Source organism: Nonomuraea sp. NPDC051941 (genome assembly GCF_044593615.1).
In genome coordinates this window covers 145,419-160,919 of the sequence record NZ_JBIUCF010000023.1, presented here as the reverse complement: position 1 = coordinate 160,919, position 15,501 = coordinate 145,419, and the positions used below count along the sequence as shown (strand labels likewise).

Here is a 15,501-nt window from a genome sequence, read left to right as displayed (position 1 = left end):
TCGGCTCGACCACCACTTGCCGTTCCTGCGATCGGCCGGCTCGGCGCCGAGGTCAGGCCGGAGACGGCCGCGTCCTGGCCACGCGCACGACGGCCGTCCCGGCCCGGAGCGCGGCGACGGGGTCGGCCGCCTCGTCCAGCTCGATGAGCACGATGCCGGCGCCGGGCGTGCGGGACATCGCGTCGGCCCACCCTCGCCAGTCCACGATGCCCGTGCCCAGCTCGGTCATGTAGGGCTGCTGCTGGGCGAAGACGGTTTCGTCGATGGTGAGCTCGACGTCGATGGGCTTGACCGCGTCCTTCCAGTGCGCCAGCGCGATGCGCTGGGCGTGGCGGCGCGCGACGGCGACGGGGTCGCCGCCCCCGAGCGCGATGTGGCAGGAGTCGGGGCAGAGCCACACGTAGCGGGGATCGGTCAACGCCATGAACAGGTCGATGTCCCTCTCGTACCAGAGGGTGCTGTTGGACTCGGTGTGGAAGGCGAGCTTCACACCGTACCGGGCGACGGCCTCGCCGGCCACGTGGGCGACGTCGGCCATCCGGGTCATGTACGCGGCGTCGACGAAGAAGGGCGGGCGCGTCCCGAACGTCTGGCGCATGGGCAGCCCGGCGACGAGGAGTTCCGCGCCCACGTCGGCGAGGAAGGCGGCGTGCCGTTCGGCGTCGGCGACGATCGCGGGCAGGTTGTCGCCGTGCCGCCAGTCGGGTGCTTCGCTCGCGGCCATGAAGGCGCTCACGACGGACAGGCCGCGAGCCTGGAGTTCGCGGCGGAACGACGGCGCGTCGCCGAAGGCCCGCAGGGCCGAGTCGATGTCGCCGGGCGCGAAGGTCAGCTCGATGCCGCTGACACCGGCCTCGGCCAGCGCGTCCAGCACCCGCTCCCAGAACCGGTCGGGGTTCTTGAGTGCCCATTCGCGGAAGGCGCCGGCCGAGTCGAGCCCCCAGAACCCCGGGTGGTAGAAGGTGATGATGTCGGTGGCGAAGCGGGGTTCGGTGGTGTTCCCCAGCGTCATTCGGTGCCTCCGCGGGCGTTGTAGACGGTGACGCCGCCGGTGTCGACGGCCTTGCGGTAGTCGCGGAACACGGCCAGCGCCTCGTCCCGGAGCACGTCACGGGTGACCCGGATGCCGCGTGCCTCGAACTGCTCGGCCCAGTCCGCGCCGAGCGGGCCCTCGTCGAACGTGGTGATCTCCTCCAGTTCGGGGCCCTCGCCGGCGACCACGAGACCGCGGATCCCGGACCACATGGCCGCGCCGTAACACTGGATGCACGGACGCCAGTTCACGACCAGCTCGTGTGCGGGCGACCCGTCGCCGCCGAGGTCCCAGCCGCCGACCGCCCTCTGGGCGAGTCCGAGCGCGACGACCTCGGCGTGCGCGCTGGAGACGCCGGAGGCGAGCACGACGTTCACGCCGACCGAGACGATCCGGCCGGACTCCGGCTCGGCGACGATCGCGGCGAACGGGCCGCCGTTGCCCTCGCGCCAGTTGCGGTCGGCGAGGCGGTGCACGAGGCGCATCCGGTCGTCGCGGCCGGGGACGAGGGCGGGCACGGCCGCCAGTTCGTCGTCGATCCACGCGGGCAGCGCAACGCGGTATTCCTTGGCGATGTCGATCACGATCGTGCTTCCTCTCGGTGTGCGGCCGGCGCCGCGTGTCGTCCTGCGACGGCGCGAGCGGCCCGCACCGCGGTAACCGCGCCGGTCAGAGTGACATTGGCGGCCATCGCGGTGGGGATCACACCGTTGCCCGCAACGTACAGGTTGTCGAAGCCCCACACCCGGCCATCGGGGTCGCACACGCTGGTGCCGTCGTCGGCCAGACCGGCGCGGACCGTGCCGGTCTGGTGCAGCGACGAGCCGGGCGGCAGCAGCGCGCGCTCGGTCGCGGGATCGAACGAGCCGAACTCCTCGGCGATCGACCGGACCTCGTCAAGCGCGCGGCCGATGAGCGCTCGGTCGGCGTCGGAGTAGCCGAACTCGACGGTGATCCGCGGCATTCCGGCGAGGTCGGTCCGGGTTTCCGAGAACACGAGCCGGTTCTCGGGGCGGGATTCGACGGGGGCGTACAGTCCCAGGCCCACGGAGTACGCGAGGGCGTCGCCGCCTTCGTCCACGTACGTGCGGTTCATGATCTGTCCGTGGAACGGCTGTGCCGCTCCGTTCTGGGGCAGCCAGAGCGAGTCCGTGCTGAACTCGCCGGGCCGCGGCAGGGGCAGGTCGCCGCGGCCGAGGCCGTACCGGTCGAGGTCGAGGAGCACCCGGGCGGTGATGAACGCGTGCTCGTTGAGGTAGCGGCCCAGCGCCGCGGGCCGGATGCCCGAGGCGAACAACAGCTGCGGGGTACGCAGCGCGTCGGCGCACACCACCACGGTGTCCGCCAGGAGCTCCCACTCGGCTCCGTCGGCGACGCGGCGCAGCCGGGCCCCGGCGACCCGTCCGCCGGAGACGAGGAGCGTCGCGGCCAGCGTGCCGGTCGCCAGGGTGAATCCCTGGTCCCCGCCCGCCGCGATCGCGGGGAAGATCGTCCCCGGGGCCGTGCGCGGCATGGGACCCGACGCCGTCGCGGTGACGGCCATGGGCATCGGCTGCGGTCGCCGGTCCCCCGGTCCGACGCCGTCGAAGCGCCGGCGCAGGACGTCGAGCACCGTCCGGCCGACCTCGGTCGGGCCGATCGCGGACGGCGTAACGGCGAGCACCCGGCGGGCGGTGTCCAGGTCCGCCGCCCAGCGGTCCGGGTCGCCGAAGTCGAACACCTCGGCTCCGGCGGGCCAGGGCGTCGCGGCGGTCCAGTGCACGCCCATGCCGCCCGCGTTCCAGGCGAGCGCGGTCGCCGGCATCGCCTCGGCGTCCTCGCCGAAGGCGAGCGCGTGGAACATGCCGGGCGTCAGGTCGGTGAGGCCGCCCGCGACCTCGCGCACCACCTCGGCGCCCGTGTACATGCCCTGGATGCCGGTGGCGACCCGGTCGTTGTAGCGCGACCAGAGGACCGGGTCGTCGAGGTCGTGCAGGTGCAGGCCGGGGGCCTCCCCGATCGCGGTGCCGCCGTCGACCATCGTGATGTCCAGCGCGGGATCGGCCTCGCGCAGCAGCAGGGCCACGACGGATCCCATGATGCCGCTGCCCACGATGAGGACATCGGTGCCGGGGGTGTCGGTCACAGTGAGACTCCAAGCTCGTGCCGGATCATTGACTCGGGGTGAGTGGGCCGAACAGTTCGGTGTCCATCCGGTCGAGGGCCAGCTTGACCGCGCCGACGAGCGGCGCGTCGCGGCCCAGGCCGGTGGCGCGCAACTCGACCGCGGGGGCGCGAGCGTCGCGCATCGCCGCGCGCACCCGGGGCAGCAGCACGTCGGCCGCGTCCTCCAGGCCGCCGCCGAGCACGATGAGCGACGGTGCGATGGTCCACGACAAGGTGGTGAGGATCGAGGCGATGTTCTCCACGAATTCGTCGACCTCCGCCAGCGCGGTCGCATCACCGGCCCGAGCGGCGTCGAAGCGGCCGAGCGCGACGCTGCGTTCGGCCGGTTGCGGTGAGGTCAGCCAGGCCACCGGGCGGTTCTCGATGGAGCCGGTCGGTATCGACCGCGCTTCGACGATCTCACCCGCGGCGCCGTCCAGACCGCGGTGCACGGCTCCGCGGATGAGGATGCCGAGGCCCGCCCGGTTCCCGAGGATCGCCCATACGACGTTGTCGTGGTCGTTGGCGACGCCCCGCCAGCGCTCCGCGAGCGCGCCGAGGTTGGTGTCGTTGTCCGCGAACCAGGGAATCCGGATGCGTTGCCTGAGCTGGTCGGGCAGGTGCACGCCTTCCCAGCGCGTCGTGTGGACCAGACGCCGGACGACCCCGTCGTCGTCGATCGCACCGCCGCTGGCCACCGCGCCGGCGCGCAGCCGGTCCGCCGACCCGCCCGCGTCGTCGAGCGCCGCCAGCACCAGCGCCGCCGTGTCGTCGAGGGTGGCCTGCGGATCCTGGTAGGAGCGCAGCAGCCGGTGCGCCCGGCCGACGATGCGGCCGCGCACGTCGGCGATGACCGCGGACACGTCGGAGGTGGTGACGCAGACGGCCGCCAGCAGCGCGTGTTCGGCCCGCAGCTCGTAGCGGCGGGCGGGGCGCCCGGCGTAGCCGCTGGTCGGCACGCGGTCCAGCTCGGTCACCCAGCCCGCCTCGACGAGCGAGTCCAGGATGAGCTCGATGGTACGGCGGGACAGCCCGGTCTGCTCGGCGAGCTCGGCCAGCGTGATCGGCCCGGCCGACACGGCCAGTGCCCGGAGGGTGACCGAGGTGTTGACCCGCCGGACGGCGCTCTGGTTCATCCCGGGCATCAGCACTCCTCCACCGCCCGTACGACGGGGTCGTACACGCCGGTGGTGTCGGCCGCGAGGGCCGCTCCGGGCCGGCCGTATTCGCGCGCCGGATCGCCGGGCCCGCCGGTCGCCCGCGCCCAGGCCGGCTCCCGGCCATGCACGAACCCGGCCAGATCGGCGTGCATCAGCGTGGCCAGGTCGGCGGGCGGGTTCGGTCCGAGCGCCTGGGGGACGCCGGGCGCGTCGAGCACGTCGAAGAAGAACGGCAGGTCGGCGCAGTGCGCGGCACCGCCGAGCACGGGAGACGGCCATTCGAAGGAGTACAGCCAGGTCCCGGCGACGGCCTGGCGGCGGGCGGCCGCCGTGCGCGCGCAGGCGGAACGGAACAGGGCGTCCGTCAAGCGGGTGCCCGCCGCGCGGGCGGCGGCTCTCGCCTCCTGCTCGACGCCGCCGTCGAACTCGTCGGCCGTCGCGCCGAGCAGCACGGGCACGTCGTGCCCATGGACGGCGAGCCCGTCGGCGATGGGCACCGGCAGGAGGTCGTCGCCGACGCACGGCCCGAGCACGAGCCCGCCGCCGCCTTCGTCCCGCAGGTCGATGACCGCCTGCTGGATCTGCTCCACGGTACGGCTGCCGAATCCGGTGGCCGTCGGCGGCACGCCGAGCCTGCGCCCGAGCCGTTCGAGGAGGTCGCGGGCGGCGTCCGCGCCTCCGCCGAAGATGCCGCCGGACAGGCTGACCGCGCGGTGGAAGCGGCCGCTGCCCGCGGGTGAGGAGAGCAGCGCGAGCACCGCCGCGCCCCCGGCCGACTGGCCGGCGATGGTGACCCGGTCGGGGTCGCCGCCGAAAGCGGCGATGTTCTCCCGCACCCAGTCCAGGGCGAGCAGCAGGTCGAGCAGCGCGAGGTTCGGCCGAACGCCGTCCAGCGGGGCGAATCCGTCGACGCCCAGCCGGTAGCCGACGGTGACGCAGACGACGCCGTCGCGGGCGAAGGCGGGGCCGTCGTACCACGGGCTGGCCTGGCTCCCGGCCAGGAAACCGCCGCCGTGGATCCACACCATGACGGGGAGGGGCCCGCGGTCGTCGTCTGGGGCCGGGGTGACGATGCCGAGGTTCAGCACGTCATCGCCCGGGATCGACGGCTCCGGGATGGTCGTCGTGGCGAACAGCGGCACGCGCTGCGAGGTGGCGCCGTGCCGGGACGCGTCGAACGGCTCCGGGAACCGGCCACGTGGGACCGGCGGGGCGAACCGCCGCACTCCGGTGGGTGCTTCGGCGTAGGGGATGCCGAGGAAGCGCCTTACCTGGCCGGCGCGGCGGCCGATGATCGTGCCCGCGGGAGCATGAACGGTGACCGGCTCGCCGGGCGCGTCGAATGAGTCCATCCGATCATCCAACACGGCTCACCGCATCCCCGTTCCGGCGACGCCCTGAACGAAGTAGCGCTGCAGGAACAGGAAGAGCACCAGCACGGGCAGCATCACGACGATCGCACCCGCGAGGAGCAGCCCGTAGTCGGTGACGTGCGACGCGGCCTGGCTGGTGGCGGCGAGGCCGACCGGGAGCGTGTAGCTGGACATGCTCTGAGCGACGATGAGCGGCCAGATGAAGTTGTTCCAGGAGGCGAGGAACGACATGATCGTGATCGTCGCGACAGCGGGGCCGGCCAGCGGCAGGAAGATCCGGAAGAAGATCCGGAACTCGCCGGCGCCGTCGATGCGGGCCGCTTCGAGCAGTTCGCCGGGGATCGACATCGCGTACTGCCGCATGATGAAGACCGACATCGGCATCGCCACCCCGGGCAGCGCGATGCCGGCGAGGGTGTCCGCCAGACCCATGTCGACAGTGATCACGAACTGCGTGACGAACACCGCGGTGAACGGCACCATCATCGCGGCCATGACGGCGCCGAAGGCGAGCCGCTTGCCCGCGAAGTCGAGCTTGGCGAGCGCGTAGCCGGCGGCCGACGCGGCCACGATGTTGCCGGCCACCACGATGATCGCGACCACGATGCTGTTGACCATGTACCCGCCGAAGCCCTCGGTGGCGAACAGCCGGGTGAAGTTGCCGAGGGTGACGTGGGCCGGGAGCCAGGCGCCGGGGTCGGAGCGGATCTCGTCGAGGCTGCGCAGCGAGCCGCTGATCACCCAGACGAACGGAAGCGTGGTGAGCAGCGCGCACAGCACCAGCGCGCCGTACAGCAGGGGCCGGGTGACGGACCGGCGGCGCACGGCGACCCGGGCGCTGATCATTTCGGTGTCTCGCACCGTGGCGATGGTGCTCATGCGCGGGGCCTCAGCAGCCGGAACTGGACGACGCTCACCAGCATCACGAGGACGAGCATCACGAAGGACGCGGCCGAGGACGTCCCGAGCGCCCCGGACCCGAACTGGTGGTAGGTGTACAGCGCCACCGATTCGGTGGAGCCCAGCGGGCCGCCGTTCGTCAGCAGGTACGGCTCGTCGAACACCTGGAGGTAGAAGACGGTCAGCAGCACCGACACCATGAGCGTGGTGGGCAACAGCAGCGGCAGGGTGATGTTCCTCAGCTGCCGCCACCGGCCGGCCCCGTCGAGGGCGGCGGCCTCGTACACGTCCTGCGGGACCGCCTGCAGACCCGCGAGGAACAGCACCATCGCGGTGCCGAAGTTGCGCCAGATCCCGAGCAGGATGACCACGGGCATGGCCAGGTTCGGGTCGTCCAGCCAGTTCGGTCCGGCGAATCCGACGGCGCCGAGCACCTTGTTGACGGTGCCGCCGGCGTTGAAGGCGTACTGCCAGATCAGCGCGACGGCCACGATGTTCGTGACGACCGGTGCGAAGAAGACGACGCGGAACACGCCGCGCAGCCGCCGGATGCCGGTGTTGAGCGCGAAGGCCAGGGCGAACCCGATCCCCATGGTCAGCGGCACGCCGACCACCACGAAGAGCGCGGTGTTGAGGATGTCCCGCAGGAAGCTCTCGTCCTGGAACAGGCGGAGATAGTTCTCCAGGCCGGTGAAGTCGACGGCGAACGGATCGCGCAGATCCGTGCCCCGCAGGTCGGTGAGGCTGAACCCGAGCGCGGCGACGGTGGGGACAGCCGTGTAGAGCAGGAACACGATGGCGAACGGTGCGAGGAACAGCCAGGCGACACCCGTCCGGCGGGAGCCCCGGGGCCGGCGTGCGACGGTGGTGGTCATGTGCGCCTCACCGCGTACCCGTGCCGAGGCTCTCGGCGTACGCCTGCACGCTCGCGGCGGCCTGCTCGGCGGTGCCCTTGCCCTTGGCCACCGCTTCCATCTCCTTCCCCAGCCGGGTCGCGACCTGCTGCCAGGTGCTCACCTGCGGGAACGTCCGGGTGTTCTTCAGCTGGGTCAGGAAGGCGCCGAGGAGCGGCTGGCCCTTGATGGCCGGGTCCTCCCAGGCGGACATGACGGCCGGCAGCGAGCTGTACGCCTTGTACTGCGCGACCTGGGTGCCCGGCTGCGAGAGGTGCCGGACGAGCTTCCACGACGCAGCCGCGTTGCCGCTGGTGGCGAGCACGCCCCAGCTGCCGCCCGCGGAGAAGGAGGTGCCGCCCGACGGCCCGGCCGGCAGCGGCGCGGTCGCGACGTGGGACGCCGTCCAGCCGGGCTTCTTCGCGGCGGTGTCGAGCTGACCGATGACCCACGGACCCGTGATCATGGCGGCGGTCTTGCCGTCGACGAAGTACGGCTGCGAGTCGAGGAACGTGGGCCCGCTGGGGTCGGCGACGCCCGAGGTGAAGAACGACGCGTTGTACTTGAGCGCGTCGGCCATCGCCGGCGTGTCGAGCGTCCACTTGCCGTCGGAGGAGAGCAGTGAGCCGCCCGCCTGCCAGGCGTACATGGCGACGTCCTGGCCGTTGAAGATGTCCCAGCCGATGTCGGCTCCAAGGCCGTGCCCGGCGCCGGCGCCCTGGAGCGCCTTCAGGAACGGCACCATGCCGTCCCACGTGGCCGGCGCCTTGGCACCCGCCTTCTCCGCCAGGTCGGAGCGGTAGACGAGCGCGTAGGTGTAGGCGTACCAGGGCACCGTGTAGGCGACGTTCTTGGCCACGCCCGCGTCCCAGAGGCTCTTGAAGAAGCCGCCGGGGTCGACGAGGCCGTCCGGCACGGGCTGGAGGATCGACGGATCGAGGAACTGCGCCTGCGACTCGGGGAAGAACTGGGCGACATCGGGCCCCTTGCCCGCCGCGATCGCCGACTGGAGCTTGGTGTAGTACTCGGCGTTCGGGATCAGCGTGAACTTCACGGTGACGTCCGGGTTAGCGGCCTTGAACGGCTCGATGACCTTGTCGAGCACGTCGGCATCGCCTTGGGCGGCCCAGACGTTGACGGTGCCGGTGGCCGGGGAGGCGTCGATGGGCTTGGCGGTGCCGGTCGCGGCGGCGCCGTCACTGCGTCCGCAGCCTGCCAGGGAGAGGGTGAGGCTGAGAGCTATGCCGGCGGTCAGCCTTAGGGCACCGCGTCGGGAGAGGTTGGGCACTCGGGGCTCCTGTCACACGAAGGCGCTGATCGCAGTGGGGGGATTTCCGGCGAAAGTAGCTTTTTTCATCAGAGGGGCCGGATGGCGCCTATGCAGCTGTTTAGGACGGTAGGTAGGGCGTGTTTCGGCTGTGCAGCGGACCCGTCACGGAACAATTTCGGAACTTGTAGCAAAATAGGTTGATCACGCTCGGTGGCGGCCTTCGTTCACTCGCCGACCTGGTCGATCGGGGTCGGCGATCAGCCACGGGCGCCGGAATCACGTTGAGTGACGTCCGGGGCGAGGTGATCAGCCCAGCGACGCCTTGTCCGGCAGGAGGATGCGCGACGCGACGGCGAGGTGGGTTCTGGAGGACAGGGGGACGCCGAGGCCGGCCCGTTCGGCCGCCGGATGCTGGAGCACGTGTGCGGCCACCCGGCGGATCTGACGCACCTGGTCCCATCGGCCGCGGTCCAGCATCAGGTGGGAGAAGGCTGCGGCCAGGCCGATGGTGAGGTCGTCGTCGCCGCTCTCGGCCGCCTGCCGGACCACCGCCACCAGGTTGGGCGCCTCGGCGTCGGCCCATTCCCGGGCGGCCTGGGGGCCGGCCAGCCGCGATCCGGCGTGAACAGCCGCCAGAGGAGCGATGGCGACCGGCCACTCGGGATGCGGGTTGAGCAACCGGACGGCCCGGCGGGCGGTGGCCAGAAAGTGATGCAGGACCCGCCGGACGGCCTGCGGGGCGTCGGGGCCACGGGTTGCCGCGCGTTCGCGGGCGAACAGGCGTGCCAGGTGGTGCATCCGGTACCTGCCGGGCTCATGGGTCTGGAGGAGCCGGACGTCGGCGAGGAGTTCGAGCAACTCCCAGGCGCGTTCGGCGGGCAGGTCGGCCAGGGCGGCGACGGTGTCGGTGCCGAGGTCGGCGCCGTCGAACAGGCCGAGCAGGTCGAACACCCGCGTGGCCGCCGCACCGTGGCGTTCGGTCTGTAGCTGCTGGTAGCTGGTGGTGAAGGTGTCCCGGATGGCACGATCGCCCGCGCTCAGCTCGTTCATGCGCCGGTGCTGGGCGGCGAGCCGGTCGGCCAGGACCGAGATCGGCCAGGCCGGGCGTGAGACGAGCCTGGTGGCGGCGATGTTCACCGCGAGCGGCAGGCCGCCGCAGTGCCGCACCACCTGGGCGGCGGCCTGCGGCTCCGCGGCCAGGCGCGCCGCGCCGACCAGCCGTTCGAGCAGCTCGTACGACTCCTCAGGAGAGAAGACGTCCAGCTGGACGTGCTCGGCGCCGTCGAGGTCGGCGAGCAGCCGCCTGCTGGTGAGCAGCACGCGGCAACCGGCGCCGCCGGGCAGCAGATCGCGCACTTGGGCGACGTCGCGCACGTTGTCCAGCAGGAAGAGCATGCGCCGGCCGGCGGTCAGCGAGCGCAGCAGCCGGGCGGCCTCGCCCGGCTCCGCGGACACGGCGGCCGGCACGACGCCGAGGGAGCGGAGCAGCCGCCGGAGAGCCTGCGCCGGTTCCAGCGGAGGGACGTCGGAGGCGGAGCCGTTGAGGTCCAGGTACAGCTGCCCGTCGGGAAAACCGGCCGCGAGCCGGTGCGCGACGTGCAGGGCCAGCGCCGACTTGCCGATGCCGCCCGGCCCCGAGATGGCGGCCACCGTCGTGCGCCCGTCGCGCAGCGAGTCGAGCAGCGCCTGCGCCTGGTGGTGCCGCCCGGTGAAGGTCGCCACCTTCGCCGGCAGCTCCGCCGGTACGGGCACATGCGCGACGGCCGCCTGCTCGCGATCCCCTGACAGATCCCCGCCGAGCCGGGGTACGTCCTGGCTCAGGACCTGCGCGTGCGCCTGCCGGATCCCCTGCCCCGGCTCCAGCCCGAGCTCGTCCCGCAGTGTCACCCGCAGTCCCTCGTACACCTCCAGGGCCTCCGCCTGGCGACCGGCCTGGTAGAGCGCGATCATGAGCTGACCGCTGAGCCGCTCGCTCATCGGGGAGGCCACGACCGCCGCCTTGAGGCGGCTGATGATCGCCGGCCCTTCCCCCGCCCGCAGGGCGAGCTCGAACCATCGTTCCTGCGCGTGCCGGTGCTCCTCCTCCAGCTCGGCGACCTCGTCACGATGAAGGGCGTCCGAGTCGACGTTCGCCAGCGCGGGCCCCCGCCACAGCGCCAGCGCCTGGGTGAGCAGGCTCTTCTCGGCGGCGCTGTCCCGCCGCCCCCGGGCGACCAGATCACGGAAGTTGATCAGGTCCAGCGAATCCTCGTCGGCGCGAAGGAGATAACCACCTCCGCTGCTCTCGATCAGGTCCTTGGAGAGGGTGCGCCGAAGCCTGGTCAGATGCGTGTGCAGTGCCCCGCGAGGGTCATCGGGGGTGTCGTCCCCCCACATCCGCTCGATCAGACCGTCGGCGACCACGGGCTGATTGGGATACAGCAGCAGGGTCGCCAGCGCGATCCGCTGCATTCCGGAAGGCAGCCGGATCGGCGCCCCGCCGTCCCTCACCACTTCCAGCGGCCCCAGAACCCGGAACCGGACAGCCATCAGCTCCCCCAACCCCGTTGGACTGATGTGGATGGCAACTCCCCGTACGATCCACACCAGTCAAGACCGTGTCAGTTAAACTCAACCTCTGCGCCACTGTCAACGGTGGTGAAGATCGCCGTGGTTACGTCCACAGCAGTCAAGCGAGTAGGTGGACAATGGAGAGCTCCAGCGCAGAAGAGCCCGCACCGCAACGGAGCCTGGCCGAGAAGCTGGAATACCTGTTCCGCACGGTCCGGGAGCCCGGCCGCCGGGAATACAGCAACGAGGAGGTCGCCGCCGCCATCGCGCGGGACCAGGACGTGAGCATCTCCGCCTCCTACATCTGGTATCTGCGCACCGGCCAGCGCGACAACCCGACCCTCAAGCACCTCACCGCGCTGGCCACCTTCTTCGGAGTGCCCCCCGCCTACTTCTTCGACGAGCGGATCCGTGACGAGGTGGAGGGAGAGCTCGCCCTGGTCGTCGCGCTGAGGGACGCCGGCGTCCGGGATGTCGCGTTGCGCGCGTCCGGGCTGTCGGTGGAGAGCCTGGACACGATCACCGAGGTGATCAAGCGCGTACGGACGCTGGAAGGGCTTCCCCCGCGCGACGAGTCGTGATCCGGCGATAGGCGCGGGCTGTCAGGACGAGCCTGCGGATCTCCTCTGCCATGCCGGCATCAGGGCCGAGATCAGGCATCACCGGCGGTTCCTGCCCGGTCACGTGGCCGCGTTCGCGCGCTTCCAGCGCGGCGGCGAGCGCGGCGGCCTCGGCCGCGGCATCGAGCCGCGGCCCGGTCAGCCCCGCCGCCATGGCTCGTTCCCGCGCCACTCGCGCGACCTCTCCGTCCCAGTAGGCCCGCAGCGCCAGCCGCCCGTCGAGGATCTCGATGACGCACCGGTAGAGCCGCAGATCGACGGGGGCACGGCGGGTGGCCGGCAACCTCAGCACGATGTCCGGCATGACCTCGTAGAACGCCTTCCAGAGCGGAAGAAGCGCGCGATAGGTCCGATAACGGCTCCACCACAGTCGCGCGGCGCCGATCCGCGGGCCCCAGCCGTACGCGGTGAGCCCCGCGACGAAGAGGGCCAGCACCAGGCCGGCGAGCGTGGTGGAAACCGGCCCCTCCGGCCACGGCGGCTTGTTCCCGAAGCGCGTCATGAGGGCGTAGGCGGCTTTGTGCACCGCAAAGGCGAAGCCCGCCGAACTCGCCCCGGCCCACAACCACAGCCCGGCCCGGAGGAACCCCGCCGTGGCGCGGCGGGTGAACCGGACCGAAAGCCGGAAGATGTCCGCCATCACCACGGCGACGAAGCCCAGGAAGGTCAGCAGGTATTCGGTGACGAACGGCCACGTGGCGTACGCGGCGACGAAGTCCTCCGCGGCGTCACCCGGCGACGCCGCCGCGAACAAGACGATCATCGCGATCAGGAAGACCGCCATGACCACCGCGCGCACCCGGACGTTGGCCGCCGTCCGGCCGGGCGGCGAGGCCAGATGGACGACGAGCAGTTGCGTCGAGAAGACGGCCAGCACGACCAGGCTGTGCTGGACCAGCCGGACCAGGCTCGGGGACCCGGCGAACAAGGGGATGCGCTGATACAGCGGCGGCAGCCCGACCGTCAACGCCAGCGCGAGGAACAGCAGCGCCGCGCAGAGTGCGAGGCGCCCTAGGCCGTTCGGCCTGCGGCGCAGGTCGATGAGCTTGTAGCCGACGCCGATCCACGCCAGCGCGATCACGGCGAGGTGGAAGGCCCTAAGCATGGTCGTCGCCCCCGAGCACGGCCTTCAGTTTCGCCAGCACCCCGGAAGGATCGTCGATGATGTCCGGGCCCCGCACGGGAACGACCTGGAAATCGGCCCGCAGCAGCACGAGCGTGGCGAACAGCTCGGCCTCCTGCTCGTCCACGTCGTCGTACTTGCCCCGGCACAGCAGCCGGCGCACGACCTTCGGATCCAGGTTCGGCGCCAGCAGGCGCGCGGTGAGGTCGTCCAGGTCCGCGACGCCCGAATGGCCGAACACCAGATGGCCGATCTCGTGCAGGATGATGTGCTCGCGATGCACCGAGCCGGCGGATTCCTCGTAGAAGATGTAGTCGGCGGTCTTCGCGGACACCCACAGGCCGGAGGGGTTCGACGGCCGCGAGGACAGCGGGAGAAGGCGGATCGGCCGGTCGCGCTCCCTGGCCAGGCCCTCGCACAGTGCGACGACATTCAACGGCGACGAGATGCGCAGGCGCCGAATCTGTTGCTCACAACGGTCTCGCACGCGGGCCAGATCCATGGTCTCCTTCTTGACCGGTTCAACCGCACGACGTTATCCGGACTTGTCAAAGATTCTGCTCCGTACAGCGCGCGGTCGCGCACCGGCTCGACCGCGGAGTGATCTCGGCATCCCGCAGGCGCGCGTCGAAGAGCTCCTCGAAGCCAGGGTGGCGGAGCTGGGCATCACGGTGCCCGACGAGGAGAACCTGGCCCTGCGCGACATCGTCGAGGAACTGCTGACCGTGCCGGAAGCCAACAAGGTGGTCGCGAGGATGATCTCCGGGCTGGACATCCGCTATCCCCTCCCCGGGCAGCCGCACCCCTTGCTCGGGCGGTTCCTGCCGGGCCTCGATCTACGCGCCGGCCGGGGCGTGGTGCTCTCCGGCTCGGATCGCCTGCGTGCGGCCGCCGCCCCGTGGTCGGCTTGGGTGGGCTACGAGGTGACCGTGCGCGAGCTTGGTGCCGAGGCCGTGCTGGTACGCCCGGACGGCTACGTCGGCTGGACCGGATCGGACGCCGCGTCCTTGGCCAGCGCCCTGTCCCGATGATCCAGAAGACCTTGAAGGGGTCGGGAGGCCGGGCATCAGCCTGCCGTCAGAGTCTGGGCGGGTCCGCCGATGTACCGCCAGGTGCCGGAGCCGGCGGACCAGCGCAGGATCCGCGAGCGGTCCTCGGTCAGGACGTACACCGCCTCCCGGCCGACCGCCACTTCCGCGCCCGCCGGGCCGATGTCCTGCCAGCTCTGGCTCAGGACGGCGGTCGACGAGTCCGCGAGGACGCGCAGCCGTACGCGCGAGGGGTCGGTGGAGAAGAGCCCGGCGGGTCCTCCGTAGAGCTCTGCCGCCGGGCCTGCCGCGTAGATCCAGGGCGGCCAGGGTGGCGAGGTCTCCTCCGAGAGCCAGCGGTTCACTATGGCGCGTTCCGGGGTGAGGCCGTACAGGTGACGGTCGGTGAGCGCGAACGAGGCTCCCGCCGTCCCGATCCACTCCCAGTCGAAGGGGCCTGAGTATCGGAAGATCCGGCCGTCCTTCGGATTGGTCGCGAACAGGCCTGGCTCGCCGCCGTACAACCGCGCTGCCGGGCCGCCGACGCTGGTCCACGACGTGCCCTTCCCGTTCCACACGTCGACGGACTGGCGGTCGGCGGCCAGCCGGAAGACGTGCGCGCCGCTGACCGCGAAGTCGCCGCCCGGCTCACTGATCAGCGACCAGCGGCCGGGGTGGCCTTCATACCGGTAGAGACGATCGTCGATCCCGGTCGCGAACAGACCGGCGGGCCCGGAGTAGAGGCGCTTGGCACCGTCTCCGATCCTGGTCCACCCGGCCGCGTCCGTGCCGTCCCAGCGGAAGATGCCGGCGCCGTCCGGCCCCACGGCGAACACGGCGTCCCCGCGCGGAGGACCCCATCCGACCAGCAGGGCGATCAGCGTGAGGACCGCGATCGCGGTGCCACCGCCGGCGAGCAGGAGGGGACGTGGACGCCACCTTCCCGCAGGCGCCGCCCCGGGGTTCGCGGCCAGTGGTTCCGGTGCTGTCGCCGGTGCGAGGGCCGGTGGTTCCGGCGCGGTCGCCGGTGCGAGGGCCGCTGGTTCCGGCGCGGTCGCCGGTTCGAGGGCCGTCGGGGCGGGCTCGTGGCGGGCCGCCTCAAGGGCCGCCGTGTGCAGCCGGGCGGCGGTCTCCAGGTGAACGTGGCGGGTGCGTTCGTCGGGCGTGTGATCCTGGACCAGCCGCTTCAGCAACTCCAATGGGATGATCTTCTGGCCTGAACGGTACTCGCCCCAGAGCGTCTTGCCCACGTGATACCGCGCGGCGAGCTCGCGGACGGTCATCCCGACGGTGAGCGTCAGCAGGAACTCCGCCAGCGCGTTCGCCTGCTGCGTGCTGCCACGGGGGCCGCCCTGGGGCCTGCCCGCCTTGCGGTTCATCGCGGCCGTCCCCTCCCCCGCACCCTC

Annotated in this window: 14 protein-coding genes; 2 read left to right on the top strand and 12 right to left on the bottom strand. The window is 71.7% G+C overall.

From position 1 onward, the window contains the following. Positions 1 to 52: 52 nt before the first annotated feature. From ACIHFD_RS34580 to ACIHFD_RS34540, 9 genes are all read right to left on the bottom strand, one after another. Positions 53 to 1,012 carry a sugar phosphate isomerase/epimerase family protein gene (locus ACIHFD_RS34580; protein ID WP_397370509.1) on the bottom strand — a complete coding sequence of 320 codons (960 nt, stop codon included), beginning with the start codon at positions 1,010 to 1,012 and terminating at the stop codon, positions 53 to 55. Next, positions 1,009 to 1,617: a nucleoside deaminase gene (locus ACIHFD_RS34575; protein ID WP_355199650.1), complete on the bottom strand. Its 609-nt coding sequence runs from the start codon at positions 1,615 to 1,617 to the stop codon at positions 1,009 to 1,011. The genes ACIHFD_RS34580 and ACIHFD_RS34575 overlap by 4 nt, the downstream gene beginning before the upstream one ends. Further along, positions 1,614 to 3,158, bottom strand: a complete 1,545-nt coding sequence (locus tag ACIHFD_RS34570) for a GMC oxidoreductase (protein WP_397370508.1) — start codon at positions 3,156 to 3,158, stop codon at positions 1,614 to 1,616. The genes ACIHFD_RS34575 and ACIHFD_RS34570 overlap by 4 nt, the downstream gene beginning before the upstream one ends. Positions 3,159 to 3,183: 25 nt before the next feature. Then, entirely contained in the window at positions 3,184 to 4,323 is a 1,140-nt protein-coding gene (locus ACIHFD_RS34565; protein WP_397370507.1) for an ROK family protein, read from the bottom strand. Beyond that, positions 4,323 to 5,690 (bottom strand): carboxylesterase family protein, encoded by a 1,368-nt coding sequence (locus ACIHFD_RS34560; protein WP_397370506.1) that lies wholly within the window; start codon positions 5,688 to 5,690, stop codon positions 4,323 to 4,325. Before ACIHFD_RS34560 ends, ACIHFD_RS34565 begins: the two co-directional genes overlap by 1 nt. An 18-nt stretch (positions 5,691 to 5,708) precedes the next feature. Then, positions 5,709 to 6,572, bottom strand: coding sequence for a carbohydrate ABC transporter permease (locus ACIHFD_RS34555; protein WP_397370505.1), 864 nt, complete (start codon positions 6,570 to 6,572; stop codon positions 5,709 to 5,711). A gap of 14 nt (positions 6,573 to 6,586) precedes the next feature. Then, complete coding sequence (locus ACIHFD_RS34550; RefSeq protein ID WP_350735945.1) at positions 6,587 to 7,486, bottom strand: sugar ABC transporter permease; 900 nt, start codon at positions 7,484 to 7,486, stop codon at positions 6,587 to 6,589. 7 nt (positions 7,487 to 7,493) lie between these two features. After that, on the bottom strand, positions 7,494 to 8,792 hold the full coding sequence (locus ACIHFD_RS34545) for an extracellular solute-binding protein (RefSeq protein WP_397370504.1): 1,299 nt from the start codon (positions 8,790 to 8,792) through the stop codon (positions 7,494 to 7,496). A 288-nt stretch (positions 8,793 to 9,080) separates the two neighbouring features. Then, a complete protein-coding gene (locus ACIHFD_RS34540) occupies positions 9,081 to 11,303 on the bottom strand; it encodes an AfsR/SARP family transcriptional regulator (protein WP_397370503.1) in 2,223 nt (740 codons plus the stop codon). A gap of 158 nt (positions 11,304 to 11,461) precedes the next feature. Here ACIHFD_RS34540 and ACIHFD_RS34535 point away from each other — a divergent pair, with 158 nt between their 5' ends. Continuing rightward, positions 11,462 to 11,905 (top strand): helix-turn-helix domain-containing protein, encoded by a 444-nt coding sequence (locus ACIHFD_RS34535; RefSeq protein WP_397370501.1) that lies wholly within the window; start codon positions 11,462 to 11,464, stop codon positions 11,903 to 11,905. Here ACIHFD_RS34535 and ACIHFD_RS34530 read toward each other — a convergent pair. Further along, entirely contained in the window at positions 11,856 to 13,049 is a 1,194-nt protein-coding gene (locus tag ACIHFD_RS34530) for an MAB_1171c family putative transporter (protein WP_397370500.1), read from the bottom strand. The genes ACIHFD_RS34535 and ACIHFD_RS34530 overlap by 50 nt on opposite strands. Next, positions 13,042 to 13,569 (bottom strand): hypothetical protein, encoded by a 528-nt coding sequence (locus tag ACIHFD_RS34525; RefSeq protein ID WP_397370499.1) that lies wholly within the window; start codon positions 13,567 to 13,569, stop codon positions 13,042 to 13,044. Before ACIHFD_RS34525 ends, ACIHFD_RS34530 begins: the two co-directional genes overlap by 8 nt. Before the next feature lie 43 nt (positions 13,570 to 13,612). Between ACIHFD_RS34525 and ACIHFD_RS34520 the strand changes: the two genes are divergently transcribed. Then, positions 13,613 to 14,098, top strand: coding sequence for a hypothetical protein (locus ACIHFD_RS34520; protein WP_397370498.1), 486 nt, complete (start codon positions 13,613 to 13,615; stop codon positions 14,096 to 14,098). A gap of 35 nt (positions 14,099 to 14,133) precedes the next feature. Here the strand turns inward: ACIHFD_RS34520 and ACIHFD_RS34515 are convergent, their stop codons facing one another. After that, positions 14,134 to 15,474, bottom strand: coding sequence for a hypothetical protein (locus tag ACIHFD_RS34515; RefSeq protein WP_397370497.1), 1,341 nt, complete (start codon positions 15,472 to 15,474; stop codon positions 14,134 to 14,136). Positions 15,475 to 15,501 lie beyond the last annotated feature (27 nt).

What these genes read in the sequence shown, in the direction of transcription:
- ACIHFD_RS34565 (WP_397370507.1), bottom strand. Translation starts at nt 4,323, where the DNA reads ATGCCCGGGATGAACCAGAGCGCCGTCCGGCGGGTCAACACCTCGGTC.
- ACIHFD_RS34535 (WP_397370501.1), top strand. Translation starts at nt 11,462, where the DNA reads ATGGAGAGCTCCAGCGCAGAAGAGCCCGCACCGCAACGGAGCCTGGCC.
- ACIHFD_RS34530 (WP_397370500.1), bottom strand. Translation starts at nt 13,049, where the DNA reads ATGCTTAGGGCCTTCCACCTCGCCGTGATCGCGCTGGCGTGGATCGGC.
- ACIHFD_RS34515 (WP_397370497.1), bottom strand. Translation starts at nt 15,474, where the DNA reads ATGAACCGCAAGGCGGGCAGGCCCCAGGGCGGCCCCCGTGGCAGCACG.
- ACIHFD_RS34540 (WP_397370503.1), bottom strand. Translation starts at nt 11,303, where the DNA reads ATGGCTGTCCGGTTCCGGGTTCTGGGGCCGCTGGAAGTGGTGAGGGAC.
- ACIHFD_RS34560 (WP_397370506.1), bottom strand. Translation starts at nt 5,690, where the DNA reads ATGGACTCATTCGACGCGCCCGGCGAGCCGGTCACCGTTCATGCTCCC.
- ACIHFD_RS34580 (WP_397370509.1), bottom strand. Translation starts at nt 1,012, where the DNA reads ATGACGCTGGGGAACACCACCGAACCCCGCTTCGCCACCGACATCATC.
- ACIHFD_RS34525 (WP_397370499.1), bottom strand. Translation starts at nt 13,569, where the DNA reads ATGGATCTGGCCCGCGTGCGAGACCGTTGTGAGCAACAGATTCGGCGC.
- ACIHFD_RS34550 (WP_350735945.1), bottom strand. Translation starts at nt 7,486, where the DNA reads ATGACCACCACCGTCGCACGCCGGCCCCGGGGCTCCCGCCGGACGGGT.